The 17,387-nt window shown below is 70.8% G+C and carries 14 protein-coding genes; 4 read left to right on the forward strand and 10 right to left on the reverse strand.

Annotation, left to right across the window (positions count from 1 at the left end; genetic code table 11):
* Positions 1-3: 3 nt before the first annotated feature.
* The gene (locus tag ACIBL4_RS18375; RefSeq protein WP_399411181.1) at positions 4-492 is read right to left on the reverse strand and encodes an ATP-binding protein; all 489 of its coding nucleotides are present in this window, start codon (positions 490-492) and stop codon (positions 4-6) included.
* A 172-nt stretch (positions 493-664) separates the two neighbouring features.
* On the opposite strand from ACIBL4_RS18375, the gene ACIBL4_RS18380 reads away from it, so the two are divergent.
* From ACIBL4_RS18380 to ACIBL4_RS18390, 3 genes are all read left to right on the forward strand, one after another.
* The gene (locus tag ACIBL4_RS18380; protein WP_399411183.1) at positions 665-1,027 is read left to right on the forward strand and encodes an STAS domain-containing protein; all 363 of its coding nucleotides are present in this window, start codon (positions 665-667) and stop codon (positions 1,025-1,027) included.
* 456 nt (positions 1,028-1,483) lie between these two features.
* Complete coding sequence (locus ACIBL4_RS18385; RefSeq protein WP_030933194.1) at positions 1,484-1,654, forward strand: DUF5670 family protein; 171 nt, start codon at positions 1,484-1,486, stop codon at positions 1,652-1,654.
* 268 nt (positions 1,655-1,922) lie between these two features.
* Positions 1,923-2,246 (forward strand): DUF6233 domain-containing protein, encoded by a 324-nt coding sequence (locus ACIBL4_RS18390; RefSeq protein WP_399411185.1) that lies wholly within the window; start codon positions 1,923-1,925, stop codon positions 2,244-2,246.
* A gap of 1,093 nt (positions 2,247-3,339) precedes the next feature.
* On the opposite strand, the gene ACIBL4_RS18395 is transcribed toward ACIBL4_RS18390, so the two are convergent.
* The 4 genes from ACIBL4_RS18395 to ACIBL4_RS18410 are packed head-to-tail and all read right to left on the reverse strand — an operon-like array spanning position 3,340 to position 7,422.
* Positions 3,340-3,954: an ATP/GTP-binding protein gene (locus ACIBL4_RS18395; RefSeq protein WP_184980574.1), complete on the reverse strand. Its 615-nt coding sequence runs from the start codon at positions 3,952-3,954 to the stop codon at positions 3,340-3,342.
* Positions 3,902-4,345 carry a DUF742 domain-containing protein gene (locus tag ACIBL4_RS18400; protein ID WP_399411188.1) on the reverse strand — a complete coding sequence of 148 codons (444 nt, stop codon included), beginning with the start codon at positions 4,343-4,345 and terminating at the stop codon, positions 3,902-3,904. Before ACIBL4_RS18400 ends, ACIBL4_RS18395 begins: the two co-directional genes overlap by 53 nt.
* 49 nt (positions 4,346-4,394) lie before the next feature.
* Entirely contained in the window at positions 4,395-4,871 is a 477-nt protein-coding gene (locus ACIBL4_RS18405; protein WP_399411190.1) for a roadblock/LC7 domain-containing protein, read from the reverse strand.
* Complete coding sequence (locus ACIBL4_RS18410; RefSeq protein WP_399411192.1) at positions 4,852-7,422, reverse strand: ATP-binding protein; 2,571 nt, start codon at positions 7,420-7,422, stop codon at positions 4,852-4,854. Before ACIBL4_RS18410 ends, ACIBL4_RS18405 begins: the two co-directional genes overlap by 20 nt.
* A 529-nt stretch (positions 7,423-7,951) precedes the next feature.
* Here ACIBL4_RS18410 and ACIBL4_RS18415 point away from each other — a divergent pair.
* Positions 7,952-9,112 (forward strand): substrate-binding domain-containing protein, encoded by a 1,161-nt coding sequence (locus ACIBL4_RS18415; RefSeq protein ID WP_399411194.1) that lies wholly within the window; start codon positions 7,952-7,954, stop codon positions 9,110-9,112.
* An 80-nt stretch (positions 9,113-9,192) separates the two neighbouring features.
* Here the strand turns inward: ACIBL4_RS18415 and ACIBL4_RS18420 are convergent, their stop codons facing one another.
* From ACIBL4_RS18420 to ACIBL4_RS18440, 5 genes are all read right to left on the reverse strand, one after another.
* Positions 9,193-10,128 carry a D-alanyl-D-alanine carboxypeptidase family protein gene (locus tag ACIBL4_RS18420; protein ID WP_399411196.1) on the reverse strand — a complete coding sequence of 312 codons (936 nt, stop codon included), beginning with the start codon at positions 10,126-10,128 and terminating at the stop codon, positions 9,193-9,195.
* A gap of 395 nt (positions 10,129-10,523) precedes the next feature.
* Positions 10,524-11,207: a TetR/AcrR family transcriptional regulator gene (locus ACIBL4_RS18425; protein ID WP_399411198.1), complete on the reverse strand. Its 684-nt coding sequence runs from the start codon at positions 11,205-11,207 to the stop codon at positions 10,524-10,526.
* Between the two features lie 74 nt (positions 11,208-11,281).
* Positions 11,282-12,979, reverse strand: coding sequence for an allophanate hydrolase (locus ACIBL4_RS18430; RefSeq protein ID WP_399411577.1), 1,698 nt, complete (start codon positions 12,977-12,979; stop codon positions 11,282-11,284).
* A 5-nt stretch (positions 12,980-12,984) separates the two neighbouring features.
* The gene (gene uca, locus ACIBL4_RS18435) at positions 12,985-16,578 is read right to left on the reverse strand and encodes an urea carboxylase (RefSeq protein ID WP_399411200.1); all 3,594 of its coding nucleotides are present in this window, start codon (positions 16,576-16,578) and stop codon (positions 12,985-12,987) included.
* Positions 16,575-17,387 (reverse strand): urea amidolyase associated protein UAAP2, encoded by an 813-nt coding sequence (locus ACIBL4_RS18440; RefSeq protein ID WP_399411202.1) that lies wholly within the window; start codon positions 17,385-17,387, stop codon positions 16,575-16,577. Before ACIBL4_RS18440 ends, uca begins: the two co-directional genes overlap by 4 nt.

Consider the following 17,387-nt stretch of genomic DNA (forward strand, 5'->3'; position numbering starts at 1 on the left):
CTGCTACTGGGGGCGGCGTCCGGTGACGCCACCGTCCAAATCGTCTGTCAGGGCGATGCGGGCGGTGATGCGTTTGCCGACCCACTCCCGCTGGACCTCGAAACCCTGGGCGACGGCCATGACGATCTCCAGGCCGTGCTGCCCGACCCTGCCCGCATCGGCGGCCCGGGCCACCGGCAGGACCGGATCGCTGTCCCACACCACCACTTCCACCACAGCGCCGGAAATGCGCAGTTCCATCAGCACCGGCCCGGGCGCGTACTTGCGGGCGTTGGTGACCAGCTCACTGACCACCAGCTGAGCCAGGTCCATCGCGCGTGCGGACACTGGCAGGCCGTGTTCAGCCTGGACGCGCGCAAGGAAGTTCACCGCCCGGTGACGTGCCTCGGCAATACAGGATCCGTCACCGTCCAGGGCAACGGTGTCCTGTATCGGTTGGGCACCAGGCACCACGCTGCCCTCACCATCGGGGACTGATTCCGCCGGATCCACCCATTCCCCCGTTCATCCGCGTGCGCTTACCCCGGATTCTGCCTCGCATGCCCCTTGAGCTCGGATACACAAAGGACCGAACGGGAGTTCACCGTAGTATCGGGGCAGGCTGCCAACGAACATTGTGCAGGGCCTTGATGAGGCCCCCCATCAGCGCGCAGGCGAGGAAACGGTGACAGACACCCACGGAGCACCCCGGCCCGGCCTGTCAATCGACCACACCGCCGCCGACGGCATCCGGGTGGTCACCCTGCGCGGCGAGATCGACCACGCCGTCGCGAACGAGCTCGTCGAGGCCCTGCTGTCCTACGGAAGCGTGACGCGGCCGCGGACCGTGGTGGACCTCAGCGGCGTGACCTTCATGGATTCCAGTGGGATCAACGTCCTCATCGCCGCCCACCAGAGCATGAGTGACGCCCAGGGATGGCTACGCGTTGCCGGTGCCAAGGCATCAGTGTTGCGGGTCCTTGAGCTCGTCGGCCTGGACCAGGTCATCGGCTGCCATTCCACCGTCGAACAGGCCCTGGCCCCCTGACTCACGCCGTGCCCCCGCCACGGCGTCGCGTTGGTTTGTGTGCTGGGACACCTCTCACGCAGCGCCTCCAACCCGGCGCCCGGCACGAGCCGGTGGATCGCGGTGAGCACCCCGATGGCCTGGTCCACTGTCGCGTGGGAGTCGATGCATGCCGCAGCTGCGCGTTCTCCCGTTCCAGGCGGGCGTGCGTGGCGTCGTCAGCGCAGCACGAAGAACTCGCCGCTCAGCAGTCGATCGTGCGCCGACGGAAGGCGTCGGCCGTGTCATGGACTGCCGGTACCTGCGGCCTCGCCGCCTGGGACTCGACTGAACCGACAGCCGCCCACCGGCCCGGCGGTGAGGTGAACACTGTGGAGAATCCGGGTTCAGTGCCCGCAAGAACAGTGGAGAAACCAGGGAAATCGACCGTGTGTTCTTGCATGGGCCGGGCACGAGGAGCGACGGAGGTTGATAACTATGGTTCCCCTGCTTCTCGTTCTTCTGCTGGCTCTGATCCTCTTCGGCGCGGGCTTCGCGCTGAAGGCATTGTGGTGGATCGCCGTCATCGTGCTGGTCGTCTGGCTGCTGGGCTTCGTCATGCGCTCAGCGGACACGGGCGGCCGCAAGGGCCGCTGGTATCGCTGGTAACCCGCCACACAGCAACATGCCTGTGGGTTCCGGATGCATCCGGGACCCACAGGCATGTCCCGGATCCGCAACTCCGGGCAGGATTTCCACCACCGAGGAGAGCTCCGCGAGTTGCTCCAGGATCTGCCGCTAGGGCTCCTCCGACAGCCTGTCAATTCGAATTGACCGAGGGTGCGGCTCGACGCGGCAAGAGCCCCGGGACGGAACGTGTTCGACGACCTGCCACCTGACACTGGAGCGACTGCTCACCCTGGGGGCGCGGCACACGATGTGGCTGGCCCGCACCGACAACAAGATCGCCGATCCCCAGCGTCAGGACGCCGAGCACGAACACGATCGGCGCATCCGGCCCACAAGGCCGGAGTGGATCGTCCAACTCGGCATCGGCACCGGACGCTCGCCCGTCCAGGTCCACGCCGGCGACCGCGGCCGCCCCGTAGACCGCGACGAAGCCCGTCGGTTCCCGGTCTCCGGACTGCCCGCCTGCACCCACTGCCAGCCCGACATCGAGCTCCGCACCCTCGGCTGCCAGGAAGCGTTAAGGAGTCCTGTTTCTGCGCGTACGAGGCGAGCTCAGACAGAGCCACACTGAGAGAGGAAAGCACCCCACGCCTCTACGCCTGAGTCGGCGAGACGGAAACCATCGACCTCACCCTCACCTTCCTCAGCGCCAGGCGCGACGAAACCCAGCGACGGGTCCAACGCCCCGCCGTCGACCTGGGCTGGGCATCCCCGGTCTCGTTCAGTCGGAAACCGGCGAGGACCGGAGCCCGCCAATACGGCGAAAAGTCGGTCACAGCAGGCACTCCACGCGCAGCGAGAAGAGCACATTGGCCGGTGAGATCGCCGGTTCGTTAAGGTCCGGCCGACGCTGAATGTCGCGCGTGGCTGATGCCATACGACGAGTAGGCCCCACCCCTGCCACCACGAGAGAGCACAGGGGCCGCACCCAGCACGGGAGTCAGCACCGCACCGTCGAATTCGCCCTGGACTAGGCGTCCCGGGCGGCGCTCGTTTCGCCCCCCGTCGACCTCCTGATCCGCCTTTCCATGAGTCGGCATGGTGGCCACACGCATAGCCAACCCTCGAACTATGTTGCCCCGCCACATGTGCGTCTGACCTGCGCATTCCTACGGTATGGCGACACGAATCCGTCCCCGCCAACCGCCAGGAAGTGGTGCCGATGTCCACCCCCGCGACCGCTCCCCCACCCCCCGCCAGCCTCAAACGCATCGTGACCGCCAGCCTCATCGGCACCACCATCGAGTGGTACGACAACTCATTCGTTCGAGGCTAGGACCTGCGGTCTTCTATTATTCCGGCCCTCGTAGTCAGCACGGAACCAGCACGGGGTTCGTGGCGTGCTGATTCGGTGCTGGCCGACCCGCGTCGCAGCGCGCTCCATTGCCCCGACGGCATCCGCACACGGTTGCTCAGTGTCACCTGGTGGTCGTGCCGTCTGTCGGTGCCGACCACTCCCGTCTCAAGGCGCATCACACCGGGGGCCTGCCCGTCGTCTGCCTCGGCCGCCCGGGGACGGGCTTGTCCGGGGACAGTGTGGTCACTCCCCACCGTACGGTGGGGAGTCCAGCGGTGCGCGGAGCACAGGACCGGTAGGTCTCCGTCATGGTGATAGCCGTGGCGTGCGTGGTCGCCATCCACAACTCCACCGGGCGCGTTCACGTTCAGGGCGCCGCGGCGGCTTCGGCCCGGGCCAGGGCGACTTCCAATACGACCAGCAGCGCATCGCGGACCGAGCCCGTCTTCCGTGCGTCGAAGACGATCAGCGGAACGTGCTCGGCGATGTCCAGTGCCCACCGCACCTCGTCGAGGTCGTGCTCGACCTCCCCGTCGAAGGCGTTGACGGCGACCGCGAAAGGGACGTCCTTGTGCTCGAAGTAGTCCACCGCCGCGTAGCAGTCGTCCAGTCGGCGGGTGTCCACGATCACCAGACCGCCGAGGGCGCCCTCCACCAGGTCGTCCCACATGAAGCCGAACCGGTCCTGGCCCGGGGTGCCGAACAAGTACAGCTTGAGCGTCGGGTCGATGGTGATGCAGCCGAAGTCCATGGCGACCGTGGTGGTGGTCTTGCCCGGAGTGTGCGTGAGATCGTCCACTCCTGCCGCGACCTCGGTGATCGCGGCCTCCGTGGTGAGCGGCCGTATCTCGGAGATCGAGCCCACGGTCGTCGTCTTGCCGACGCCGAAGCCGCCGGCGATGACCAGTTTGACCGGCGTCGGCGGCTGTTCAACTGGTGTCACGGAGTGTCCCCCGTGAGTCGGGGACGGCACGAAGACCATCGATAACCCTTCGCAGTACGGAGAGATCCTGGGCGGTCCCGGCGTTCGGCCGGTGGACCGCCAGATGTCCTGCGGCACGCAGGTCCTCGGCCAGCACGCGGACCACGTTGAGGTGCAGTCGCAGCCCGGCGGCCAGTTCCGCCACCGACTGCGGCCGCCGGCAGGCCGCGATGATGTCGTGATGTTCGAAGGTGAGCGAGTGCAGGACGGCGAGCCCGGCCGAGGTCGACACCAGCTGGGTCTCGACCGGGATCGGCAACGCCGCGCCGCCCCCCGACACCCGGCCTGCGGTCAGCAGGAACGGCCGGATCGCGGGGGCGCGGCCGACGGCCGGGTCCGGCGAGCCCCCGGCGTGCCCCGCTGCGTCGTGTGGTGGTCCGCCGACGGCCATCACGCTCCCTTTCCGAAGTGCCTGTACCCGTGCCCCGGGCGGGGGACGGTCAGCCGGCCGGGGCCGCGCCGACACTGTTCTTCAGCTCCAGCACCAGCTGGGGGGTGAGCGCGGTCCCGGCCCGGTTGGCGAAGAGAGTCATCTCGTAGGCGATGTTGCCGAGCTTCGCCTCCTTGGAGGTCACCACTCCGAGGACGGCGCCGCAGCCGATGGCCGACACCAGCACATGGCCGCCCTCCAGATCGATGATGACCTTGTTGAGGCTGCCGAGCCCGTAGTTGCCGGAGGCGCCCGCGGCGAGACTCGTCAGGCCGGACACGATCGCGGCGAGCCGCTCGGAGTCGGCGTGCTCACGCAGTTGGGAGACGGCGATCAGCAGGCCGTCGGACGACACGGCGATGGCGTCGACCACGCCGGCGGTCTCCGTGGCGAACCGGTCCAGCAGCCAGGTGAAATCGGCCGCGGCGGCGCGCAGATCGGTGGGTTCCGGCCGCTCGGAACTGCTGTCAGCTGTCGACGTGGTCACTGCCGGACTCCTTCTCGGATTGCTGATGGTGCGATGGTGCTGGTTCTGTCCGGGCATGAGCACTGTCCCGCTCCGCCCTGCGTACGGCCGCCTCGAACTCGTCGAGCTCCGAGCGGACGGCCTCGGCGTCGGCGGGCTGCCGCACGGTCGGCGCCCCCCGGTCTCCCCGCGACGAGGTCGTGGCGAGTGTCGCGCCCCGTACCCGCCGCCGCAGGGGCCGTGAGTCCTCTGCGGCACGCCGTTCGCCCGAGGTCGCCGACCGCTGCCCGCCGGCGTCCTCCACGGTCCGTTCCGTGATGGTCCGCTCCGTGATGGCCGGTCCCGCGGTGGCGCGCGCCGGGCGGCGCCGGGGAAGCGCGTCGTGCGACGAGGGGGCCGCCGACCGCCCGGTGGCCCCGGCGCCGGAGACCGGTACGGGCGACGGCGCGGGCGCGGCGGTCTCCTGCCCGGTCCTCACCGGGAACGCCGCCACGGCTCCGATCGGGCCCGTGCCCACGGGCTGCTCGACGTCCGCGGGCTGATCGGCGTCCAGGAGCTGCTCGGCGTCCGCGCGGTCCTCGGGACTCATGGTCAGCAGGAGCGAGGCGGGAATCCAGACGGTTGCGGTGACCCCGCCGCCCGGCGTGCGGCTCAGCGACACGCGCACGCCCCACCGCCGGGCAAGACTGCCGACCGCGAAGAGGCCGAGCACCCTGGTCGGCACGAGGTCGAGCCGTTCCCGGCGCACGAGCCGGGCGTTCTCCTCGGCGAGGCGCTCCGCGCTCATGCCGAGGCCGTGGTCGATGACCTCGATCAGCGCCCCGCCGTCCTCGGTGACGTCGGTCCCGGGGCGGACGGCCACCTCGACGGGCGTATGGGAGGGCGAGAAAGCGACCGCGTTCTCCAGCAGTTCGGCGAGCATCAGCGTCAGGTCACCGACGATGTCGGGCACGACCGTGACCTCCGTCTCGGGCCGCAGAGACACCCGCTGGTAGCCCTCGATCTGGCCGAGCGACGCCCTGATGACGTTGGCCAGGGGGGTCGGCCAGGCCTCCGCGCCGGTCTCCCTGATTCCGGCGAGCAGCATCAGGCTGTCGGCGTTGCGCTGGAGGCGTACGGCGATGTGGTCGATGCTGTACAGCCGTTCCAGCAGTTCGGGGTCGGTCTCCTCGCGTTCGACGGCGTCGATCAGCATGAGCTGACGAGTCGTCAGATTGCTTACCCGTCGGCCGACGTTGCCGAACATCTCGGCGACGTTGCGCCGGCTGAGCACCTGCCGCTCCAGCAGCTGGGCGGCGGTGACCTGAACCTGGTTGAACGCCTCGGCCAGTTCGCCGATCTCGTCACGGACCGGGACCGGGATCGACCTCGGTCGCAGGGGGGTGCTGTCGGCGGACTCGTCGTCGGAGACCCGGGCGAGTTCCTCGCCCGCCACGTCGACGACCTCCTGGGCGGAGCGGGTCAGGGCTTCCAGGGGACGCACGACCGAACGCCGGATCAGGACGCAGAAGGTCAGCCAGGCGGCGAAGCCGAGCAGGGTCAGAGCGAGCAGGTAGACGGCGTTCCGCAAGGCATCCGCGGAGACGGCGTCGGCCCGGGCGGCGGTCTGCTCGATCAGCGACCTGGTGAGGCCGAGTCGGGCTTCGGACTGCCGGGTCCCATCGGCGATCGCCTTGCGCAGCTGCGTCGGCGTCCGGCCCTGCAGGGCCCCGGGATCGATCTGGAGCTCCGCGAACCGGGCTTCGACACCGTACCGTTCGGCACTGCGCCGCATGCCGTCCATGCGCAGGACCTGCGCGGGTGTGGCGATGCGCTCGAACCGGTCCAACTGGTGGTCGTAGAGCTTGCGGGCGCCGACCGCCCGGCTGTACTCGGTGAGGGCGTTGGCGTCCCTGGTCTGGGCGGAGAACACGGCGCTCTCGAAGGCCGCGTGCGAGGCGTCGGCGCGCAGCACCGTGTCCAGGATGGTCACGACCGAGGACGACGAGGCGCCGGAGTAGCGCCCCAGGCCGATGCCGTCGATCAGGTACTCGACAGCGGAGGCGTACGCCGGGTCGATGTTGGCGGCGGGGACATAGCCCCGTTCGAGCTTCTCGCGCAGGACACCGAGGCCGCGGATGTAGTCGAGGGCCTGCGCCTCCTCAGGCGGCAGGCCGGAGGCGAACGCCGAACGCACGGCGGCGGCTTGCGCGTCGGTGCTCCGCTGTGCCCGTCGGTAGTCGGAGGTCGGCGGCAGTGGGGCTCCGGGGCGGGCCGAGTCGTACTGCACGGAGAGCAGGAGCGCCTGCCGGTGCTCGGCCTGCACGTCGGTGATGAGCCGCGCGACTTGTTCACTGTCACGAACCAGGTCCGCAACCCGGCCCGCGTCCCGGGCCTGCTGCACCTGGCCGTAGGCGCCGACTCCGAGCAGTACACCGACGACCGCGATGGGCGCGATCACCAGGACGTTGAGCTTACGCCGGAAGGGCCACCGGTCGAGAACGGTCGCCGCCCTGCGGCGAAACCGCGGAGTCCGGCGGGCATGCCTGGGCGGGTCCGGCGCGTGCGGTGGGTTCCCTGTGGTGGCGGACACCCGGGCCTCCTTCGATGTGTTGCTGAGCGGTGACGGGGACGCCGTGCTCACGGACCGCCGACCGGTCGGCACCGGACGTGACACTTTCGCGGTCTTCGTCGCTGATAGGAACGATGAGATCGCGCCAGGTGTCTGGAACCAGCTGGGCGAGAGTACCGCTTTTACCATGACATGACAAAGTTTGGGTCATAAAGAATCAATGACGGAATGTTTGCGAAGTATCTCCCGAGTGCAATGCTTCGCCCGGTGAGGCGCCCGTCGTACGGCACACCGCTGATCGATCCACGGTGCTCAGTGCGGACGTTGGCGCGGACCGGCCAGTCGAACGCGCCCCTCGGCTCGGGCACGCGCCGCCGCCCGGCGCCACCCGGGCCACCGCCGGACATCGTCGCCCACCGGCCTCGCGGTCCTCTCCTCCCGTCGCCGGCCTGATCCTCACGACTGTGACCACGCGCGGGAACCGTCGCCGACCCACGCCCCGCCTCCCCACCCGGCCATGCCCTCTCTCGAACCGTGTTGGAGACCCCCCGTGCACCCCACCCGCAAGGCGGCCGTGACGGCCACAGCCCTCCTCGCCTCGGCCGCCATCACCCTCACCACCGGCTGCGAGAGCGCCTCCACCACCGGCGGATCCGTCGCCGCCTCCCCCGGCGGCTCGTCCAGCCCCGGATGCCCCACCGCCCTCGCCGAGGCCAAGCGGGCCGTCAAGACGGCCGAGGACGTCAATGCCCCCTGGTCCGGGCCGACCAGCGGGCCCCGAGCCGTCCCCGGCAAGACCATCGTTTACATCGCCCAGACCCTGACCAATCCCGGCGTGGCGGGCGTCGCCAAGGGCGTCCAGGAAGCCGCCGGCATCATCGACTGGCGCGTGCGCACCCTCAACGGCCAGGGCACGCCCGCCGGAATCAAGGCCGCCTTCGCCGAGGCCCTGGCCCTCGAACCCGACGGCATCGTCATCGGCGGTTTCGATCCCACCTCCATCACCGCACAGGTCGAGCAGGCGAACGCGGACGGCATCCCGCTGATCGGCTGGCACGCCGTCGCGGCTCCCGGCCCCAGCGAGAATCCCAAGCTGTTCAGCAACATCACCACCAGGGTCGAGGAAGTCGCGGAGATCAGCGCCGATTGGATCATCGCCCGGTCCAACGGTCGCGCGGGCGTCGTCCTGTTCACCGACGCCTCGATCCCCTTCGCCAAGCGCAAGTCGGATCTGATCAAGAAGGAACTCGCCACCTGCTCCGGCGTCAAACTGCTGAGCTACGAGAACGTCCCCATCCCGCAGGCGGGCAGCCTCACCACCAAGAGGGTCGCCTCCCTGGCCTCCCGCTTCGGCGACAGGTGGACCCACTCCGCCGCCATCAACGACCTGTACTTCGACCACGCGGCCCCCGCCCTGCGTGCCGCAGGCAGGCAGGGCGACGGTGCCCCGCACAACATCGGAGCCGGTGACGGCGACCCCTCGGCCTTCCAACGCATCAACAGCAAGGAGTTCCAGGCCGCCACCGTGCCGGAACCGCTGTCCGAACAGGGCTGGCAGATCATCGACGAGTTCAACCGTGCCTTCGCCGGCAAGCCGGCCAGCGGATACGTCGCCCCCGTCCACGTCACCACCGCCGCCACCAGCGGCGGCGCACTGTCCTGGGACTCGGAGGGCTACCGCGAGGCATACCGCAGGATCTGGGAGAAATAGTCACTCAGCAGACCGGCGACCGGCCGGCCCCGTTCACCGTGGGGGCCGGCCCCCACGGTGAACACTGCCGTCAGCCCAGGTCAGTCTCTCTGTGCGCCCGTCGGCAGGGTGCGCAGCCGCATGGTGCTCGCCGAGCTGGTGCCGAAGGCGTAGTCCAGCAACTTGGCGGCGTCCGTGTAGCGGTACTGGTCGTTGAGGAGCACGCCGATGACCGTCTTCTCGTTGCGGGTCGCGGCGAAGACGAGGCAGGGGCCGGACGGCGTGTTGGTACCCGTCTTCACCCCGATCGCGCCGCTGTATGAGCCCAGCAGCTGGTTGGTGTTGTACCAGGTGTACGTGCGGGTGCCGCCGGTGCTGGTCGTCGCGTACTGGACCGTCTTCGGCTTCTTCACGATGCCCGCGAACGTCGAGTACTTCATCGCGCTGCGCGCGAGCTTGGCGAGGTCGCGCGGCGTCGTGTAGTTCGTGTTCTGCGTCGAGTTGCCGTCGAACGAGTCGAAGTGCGTGTTGGTCAGGCCGAGGGTGTCCGCCTTGGCGTTCATCTTGCTGATGAACGACTTGGTCCGCGCCGAGACGGTCGTACCGGTGCCGAACGTGTCCGCGAGGGCCATCGCGGCGTCGCAGCCGGACGGCAGCAGCATCGCATGGAGCAACTGGCGGATGGTGACCTTGTCGCCGGTCTTGAGATCCGCGGTGCTCGCGCCCTTGGCGGTGACGTAGTCCCGGTAAGCCTGCTTGATGGTGACCTTCCGGTCGAGGTTCAGGTCGGGGGTGCTCAGCACGACACGAGCCGTCATGATCTTGGTGGTGCTCGCCATGGGCCGCTTGGTGTCGGCGTACTTGCTGTACAGCGTGGAGCCCGTCGCGCTGTTGAGCATGAACGCGCCTTTGGCGCTGACCGAGGGCGCGGTCGCCGCCTGCGCGGGCGCGGTCAGGGCGCCGCCCGCGAGCAGCGCGCCGGCGCCGGCGACAGCTGCGGCTCTGCGGATACGTACGCCGTTGATGCCGGTTATCACTATGAACGCTCCGAGTGTGCCAAATGCCGGATGGCATTTGCGAAATGAAGCGGGGGGAGGCTCTAGGGAGACTCACGGGGGACACCGAGGGTTGTAGGGCGGGCCGAAGTAATTCAGGGAGCCCTGCGAGCCGCCGCTGCGACGGAGGCCACCCGGACACAGGCGGACGCGTCCCGGATCACCCCGCTGAACGCGCGGCATCCCCCCGAGGCGGTCGGCGTCGCCGCACGTTTGAACGTGGACCGCATGCCGGCGGAGCGGCGCGCGGGCGTCGACCGGCGTCGACCGCCATGCAGTACGCGCGGCCCGGAGACGGTCGGAGGGCTATGCCGGTCAGCACCGGACCGCACAAGGGAATCTGCCTGGAGTCAGGCAGCTGTTACACGCCGGAGCCATCATTCCAAGCGGCTCAGCAGGACCTGTGACTCGTCCCTGGCGGCGGCCACCTCCGGCTCGCCGAGCCCGCACAGCCGCAGGCACGACGACGCGATGACTTCCGTGTCGGCCGCTTCCGGCTCACGGGAACGCCGTATCTGGATGACGACCTCCACCAACTGGATCAGCAGTTCGCCGAGCCGCTCGGCGGGCAGTGAGCGGGCGACACCATCGGCCGCCGCCAGGGCGCCGAGGGTGCCGTAGCTCTCCTGCAGCCGGCCCCGCTCGGCCCGGAAGGCGTCGAACCGCTCGGTCCGCACCTCCGGGAGCAGATAGAGGGTGCCGATGTTGTACGGAGTGCGGCTGAGGGTGTGTACGTCCATCGCGGCCACCGCGTAGAGCGCCGCGGCCGGAGTCGCCCGCTCGGGGACCAGTGCCTGGATCCGCTCCACCATCTGCAGACTGGGCCGCACGGAGGTGGCCAGCAGCTCGGCGAGGATCTCCTCCTTGGTGGCGAAGTGGTAGTAGAGCGAGGCCTGCCTGATGCCCACGCGTTCGGCGATCATCCGGGTGCTGGTGCTGGCGATCCCGCGTTCGACGAAGAGCGCCCCGGCGGCGTCGAGGATCTGTTCCCGGGCCGAGGTTCCAGGGTCGGACGGCGGCGTGTGCCGGGGCCTGCCCTGGCGGGGACGCGTGATCGACATGGTTCCATCCTGCCACCTGGGTGGCGGACCTCTGCCGTGCTCGGCACTGGGGGCTCGGCCCTCTCGCCCGACGGTCACGCGGACGCGGTGTAGGCCCGCCAGCCGCCGAAGTGGGTGATGTCGGGCGCGCCTTCGACGGCGTACGGCTCCACGAGGAAGCCGCTGACCTGCTGCCCGTCGGCCAACTCGACGGTGCCGATGGTCATCGGCGCGGGAACGGCGGCGGTGAACGCCCCGAACCCCGAAGCCGGCAGCCGCCAGATCTCGCCCTCGATACCTCGTCCCGCCCCGCCGTCCGCTCCCTTGCCCCGGCCCGGCCCGGCGTCCTGCCCTCCCTCGGGCACCCGGACCAGGCCCGGCTTGGGCGGTTCGGTGGCCAGGGCGTACAGCCGGTAGCCGCCTGCGGTGCGCGCCGGGCCCACCAGCGTGCCGCCCGTCTGCACCAACTGGGCGTTGAGCGGCTGTCCCGTGAGGTGGGCGCCCACCACGAACAGGTCGAGCCCCGGGTCGGCGAGCCGCTCCGCCAGGACGGCCAGGGCACGGTCGGAGAACGCCGGGCCGGTGAACATCACGCCGAACGGCAGGCCGTCCACGAACCCGGCGGCAACGGCGAGCGAGGCGTAGTCCAGCAGGTTGGCGAAGTTGGTGAAGCGCCCCATCCGGGCATTGGCACCGACCGGATCGGCCGCCACCTCGTCGAGGGTGGGGTGCCAGGTGGTGGTCGGGGTCAGGAGCGCCGCGCAGCCGTCGAGGGCCGCGCGTCCGGCGGCGCCGAGGGCGGCGAGCCGGGCGGTGTCCGCGACCCAGTCGGCGGCGGTCTTCTCCCGGCCGGCCAGCACGATGGCGGCGACGGTGGGGTCCAGGTCCGTGCCGATCAGGTCGCGGTGCTTCTCCAGGTGCTCGCCCACGGCGGCGTACCGCGCGGCGACGAACGCGCCGCCGTACAGCAGTTCTGCGGCCTGAAGCAGCGGAGTGATGTCGACCTCGACGATTTCCGTTCCGGTGCTCGCCAGGCGGGCGACCGCGGCGCCGAAGGCCTCGCGCCAGCCTTCGGCCATGCCTTCCAGATGCTCTGGAGCCGGGACGGCGACTCTGGGGCGCGCGGGTGGCGGCGGGAGTTGGGGGCCGGTGCGGGAGAGCGGGTCGGCCGGGTCGGGGCCCTCGGCGATCTCCGCGGCGATGCGGGCGAGCCGCAGGTCGCGGGCGAAGACGGTCACGCAGTCGAGGGTGTCGCAGGCGGGGACCACCCCGGTCACGGGCACCAGGCCCTTGGTGGGCTTGACCCCGACGATGCCGTTGAGGGCGGCGGGCACCCGTCCGGAACCGGCCGTGTCGGTGCCGAGCGCGATGTCGGCGATGCCCAACGCGACCGCTACGGCGGAGCCTGAGGACGACCCGCCGGAGATGCGGGTCGTGTCCCAGGCGTTGCGGACCACGCCGTAGGGGCTGCGGGTGCCGACCAGGCCGGTGGCGAACTGGTCCAGGTTGGTCTTCCCGAGCACCACGGCGCCGGCCGCGCGCAGCCGCGCCACCGCGGGCGAGTCGGCCCCCGGCCGGTAGGCGTACGACGGGGCGCCCGCGGTCGTGGGCAGGCCGGCCACGTCGATGTTGTCCTTGACGGCCGCGACCAGGCCGGCCAGCGGCAGCGCCGGGTCGATCCCGGCCGCCTCGGCGAGCACCTCCTCGCGAGGCCTGAGGTGGATCCAGATCTCGGGCCGGCCGGCGCTCTCGATGCGGTCGTAGGCGGCCTCGACGCGTGCGGCCGGTGTCATGGCGCTCATGCCCTCACCGCCGCGAGGACCTGGCCGGGGGCGACCTGTTCACCGGGCTTGACGTAGATCTCCAGCGTGCCGGCGGCGGGGGCGCTCACCTTCGACTCCATCTTCATCGCCTCCAGGGAGAGGATCGGGTCACCCTCGGCGACGACGGCGCCCGGCTCGGCGACGGTCTGCCAGACGGTGGCGGTGAACGGCGCGGTGACCGGGACCGCGCCATCCGGGACGGTGACCGCGGCGGCACTCGCGGCCGCGGGTCCGGGATCGTCGTCCCGGTCGAACTCGCCGGCGGCCCGCCAGCGCTCCTTCTCGGCCTCGAACGCGGCGTTCTGCCGTTCGCGGAACGCGGCGATCGAGTCGGCCTCGGCGGACAGGAAGGCGTCGTACTCGGCGATCGAGAAAACCCCCTCCTCCGTCTGGCAGGCGCCGCGGCCGGCGTCGGTCTCGGCGCGCAGTTCGAGCAGTTCCTCCGCGGTGACGGGATACCACTCGATGCGGTCGAAGAAGCGCAGCGCCCACGGCGAGTCCTCGAACAGTCCGCCCTTGCGGAACCGGTTCCAGATCTGCACCGTGCGGCCGACGAACTGGTAGCCGCCGGGACCCTCCATGCCGTAGATGCACAGATAGGCGCCGCCGATGCCCACGGAGTTCTCCGCGGTCCAGGTGCGTGCCGGGTTGTACTTGGTGGTCACCAGGCGGTGCCGCGGGTCGAGCGGGGTGGCGACGGGGGCGCCGAGATAGACGTCGCCGAGGCCGAGCACCAGGTAGGAGGCGTCGAAGACGGTGCGGTAGACGTCGTCGGCGGTGTCCAGGCCGTTGACGCGGCGGATGAACTCGATGTTCCACGGGCACCAGGGGGCGTCGTCGCGCACGCCCGCCATGTACCGCTCGATGGCGAGCCGGGTCGCCGGATCGTCCCAGCTCAGTGGCAGCCGCACCGTGCGGGAGGGGACCACCAGCTCGCTGGTGGGCGCGACTTCGTCCTCCAGTTCACGCAGCAGGGCGGTGAGGTCGCCGGCCTTCAGCCGGCGGGCGTCGGTGTGGATCTGCAGTGAGCGGATGCCCGGGGTGACGTCGATGATCCCGTCGGGCGCGTGCGCGGCGAGGGCCTCCTGCAGGGCGTGCACGCGCATCCGCAGGCCGAGGTCGAGCACCATGGGGCCGTACTCGACGAGGACGTTGTCGTCGCCGGCCCGGCGGTAGGTGACGCTGGGGCGGTCGTCGGTGGCCTCCAGACGGCCGAGTATGCCGTCGTCACCGTCTCCGCCCGCGCTGATCAGCGCTGGTGAGGCACGGCGGGCGTCCAGGGCGGCGGCCTCGGCTTCCCTGACCGGTACGAAGCGGACGGTGTCGCCGGGGCGGAGCTGGCCCAGCTTCCACAGTTCGCCGCTGGCGACCACCGCGGGGCAGACGAAACCGCCGAGGGACGGCCCGTCGGGGCCCAGGATGATCGGCGTGTCGCCGGTGAAGTCGAGGGCGCCCACCGCGTACGGCGTGTCGTGGATGTTGGAGGGGTGCAACCCGGCCTCGCCACCGTCCTGGCGGGCCCACTGGGGTTTGGGCCCGATCAGTCGGATACCGGTGCGGGCCGAGTTGTGGTGCACCCGGTAGTCGGTGGCGTAGAGGGTGTCGATGTCCTCGCGGGTGAAGAACTCGGGTGCCGCGTGCGGGCCTTCGGTGACACCGATCCGCCAGTGGGAGAGAATTGCGGGCCGGCGCTCGGGCGGGGTCGGGCCGCCACCGGCGATTGCTCCGGCCCCCGGCCGCAGGACATCTCCGGCGAGCAGGGCACGCCCGCCGTGCCCGCCGAAGCCGCCGAGGGTGAAGGTCGAGGCGCTGCCCAGGTATTCGGGTACGTCGAGGCCGCCCCGGACGGCCACATAGCTGCGCAAGCCGGGGCCGTGGCAGGCGCCGAGGACCAGGGTGCCACCGGCCGGGACCGGCACCGGCTCCCACAGGGCCGCCGCGGTGGCGTCCACCGTGACCGGGACGGGGGCGCCGGTGACGGCGACCACGCAGGCGGCCGAGAAGCGCAGGGTCAGCCCGCCCGCGGTGACCTCGAGCGCGGGCGCCCCGGCCGGGTTGCCGACGGCCAGGTTGGCCTCGGCGAAGGAGACGGGATCGAAGGGCCCGCTCGGTGGCACGCCGACATGCCAGTGGCCCAGCCGGCCGGGAAGGTCCTGGACGGTGGTCATCGCTCCCGGCACCAGGACGTCGATGCGCGGCTCGGGGTCGGCGGTGGTGGCGAGGGTGCTGGTGCTGTGCACGGCCCCGCGCACCTCGTCCCGCACGGCCAGCGAGCGCAGCAGGCCCAGGTTGGTGACGACGCCGTCGACCCGGCTGGCGGCCAGGGCCCGGCCGAGCACGTCGAACGCGGTGTCGCGGTCGGGGCCCTTGGCGATCACCTTGGCGAGCATGGGGTCGTAGTACGGCGACACCTCCAGGCCGGTCTCGGCGTAGCCGTCGACGCGGACGCCGGGCATCTCGTCGGCGCCCTGGCCGGGGAAGGCCGCCCGGGTGATCAGGCCCGGGGAGGGCGCCGAGTCCTTGCCGGGGTCCTCGGCGTAGACACGGGCCTCCACGGCATGTCCGGTGGGCGTCCACTCCCGCTCGAACACCGCGTCGTCGACCCTGCCGTCGCGGGCCAGGGTGAGCATGAGTGCGACGAGGTCGACGCCGTACGCCTCCTCGGTCACCGGGTGCTCGACCTGGAGCCGGGTATTGACCTCCAGAAAGGCGGCCTCCTCACGCACCGGGTCGTAGACGAACTCCACGGTCCCCGCGCCGCGGTAGCCGATCGAGGCGAGCAACCGGTGCGACGAGTCCCGCAGCAACTCGCGGACATGGCCGGGCAGGGCCGGAGCCGGGGCCTCCTCGATCACCTTCTGGTTGCGGCGCTGCAGCGAACAGTCGCGGTCGCCGAACACGGCGATCCGGCCGGTGCCGTCGCCGAAGACCTGCACCTCGACATGGCGGGCCGGGCGCACCAGGCGCTCCAGGAACACCCCGGCCGACCCGAAGTTGGACGCCGCGAGCGCCGCCACGGCGGCGAAGGCCTGGCGCACCTCGTCGGTGGTGGCGCAGGCCCGCATGCCAATACCGCCGCCACCGCCCGTGGCCTTGACCATCACGGGCAGCCCGATCGACTCGGCCGCGGCGACGGCCTCCTCGGCGCTCGCGAGCAGCTCCGTCCCGGCCAGCAGCGGAACTCCGGCCGCCTTGGCCAGGGCGCGGGCGGTGTGCTTCTCACCGAAGGCGGTGATCTGGTCGGCGGTCGGGCCCGCGAAACGCAGGCCGGCCTCCTCCACGGCACGGGCGAAGGCGGCGTTCTCGGAGAGGAAGCCGTAGCCCGGGTGAATGATTCCGGCGCCATGGGTGAGCGCGGCCTCGATGATCGCGTCGCCGCGCAGATACGAGTCGCGTGCGGGCGCCGGTCCCAGGTGGACGGCGTGGTCGGCCTCGCGGACGTGCGGGGCGGCCCGGTCGGCGTCGGAGAAGACGGCGACGGTGCCCAGGCCCATCTTCCGGGCGGTGCGGATGACTCGGCGGGCTATCTCACCGCGGTTGGCGACGAGGACAGCGGTGGGGCGACTCACGCGGCGTCCTCCGGGGTGGTTGCGGACCCGGCCCTTTCCGCGACGGGACTCGCCGGGCTGCCGGCGCTGTGCGGGTCGACGACGATCATCCGCAGCGGGGTCGGGTTGAAGTCGTTGCAGGGGTTGTTCATCTGCGGGCAGTTGGACACCATCACCAGGACGTCCGTCTCGGCGCGCACCGCGACCCGGCGGCCGGGCGCGGACATGCCGTCCACGATGCCCAGCGCGCCGTCCGCCTCAATGGGCACGTTCATGAACCAGTTGAGGTTGGAGACGATGTCCCGCACCCCCAGACCGCGCCGGCCGGCCTCGGCGAGGAAGTTCTCGCGGCAGCCGTGATGGAACATCACGTGGTGGCCGTAGCGCAGGGTGTTGGACTCCTTGCCGCAGGCGCCGCCGATGGTGTCCTGCCGGTCGATCTCGTTGGCGACGACGGTCATCAGCGGGCGGCCCTCGTTGCTGCGCAGCACCGTTCCGGTGCGCACATAGGCGTTGCTCTGCCAGGCCAGGGTGTCGGGGACGCTGTAGCGCTCCTCGGGGTCGTCGGCCTTGTAGAGCAGGCAGTCGGCCGACTGGTTGCCGCCGACGTCGACGATGGTCAGGACGTGTCCCTCCTTCACCACCGCCGACCAGGGCGCGTTGGGGGCCACCTCCTCGTCCAGGACGACGGCGCCCTCCACCAGGCTCGCCCCCCAGTCCAGGGCGGAGCCCTCGGCGTACACCGCGCCGACCGGGACGGTGGAGGCGAGGGTGCCGCCCGAGGTGGTCGAGTACGTGGTCGACGTGCTCTCGGTCTGCGTGGTCGCCAT

Origin of the sequence: Streptomyces sp. NPDC050416 (assembly GCF_044458845.1) — a bacterium.
In the GTDB taxonomy this organism is placed as follows: Bacteria; Actinomycetota; Actinomycetes; order Streptomycetales; family Streptomycetaceae; genus Streptomyces.

Excerpts from the sequence above, each read along its gene's own strand:
- ACIBL4_RS18385 (WP_030933194.1), top strand. The coding sequence starts at position 1,484 with ATGGTTCCCCTGCTTCTCGTTCTTCTGCTGGCTCTGATCCTCTTCGGC.
- ACIBL4_RS18390 (WP_399411185.1), top strand. The coding sequence starts at position 1,923 with ATGTGGCTGGCCCGCACCGACAACAAGATCGCCGATCCCCAGCGTCAG.
- ACIBL4_RS18395 (WP_184980574.1), bottom strand. The coding sequence starts at position 3,954 with ATGGTCTTCGTGCCGTCCCCGACTCACGGGGGACACTCCGTGACACCA.
- ACIBL4_RS18400 (WP_399411188.1), bottom strand. The coding sequence starts at position 4,345 with ATGGCCGTCGGCGGACCACCACACGACGCAGCGGGGCACGCCGGGGGC.
- ACIBL4_RS18425 (WP_399411198.1), bottom strand. The coding sequence starts at position 11,207 with ATGTCGATCACGCGTCCCCGCCAGGGCAGGCCCCGGCACACGCCGCCG.
- ACIBL4_RS18430 (WP_399411577.1), bottom strand. The coding sequence starts at position 12,979 with ATGACACCGGCCGCACGCGTCGAGGCCGCCTACGACCGCATCGAGAGC.
- ACIBL4_RS18440 (WP_399411202.1), bottom strand. The coding sequence starts at position 17,387 with ATGGCGACCACGCAGACCGAGAGCACGTCGACCACGTACTCGACCACC.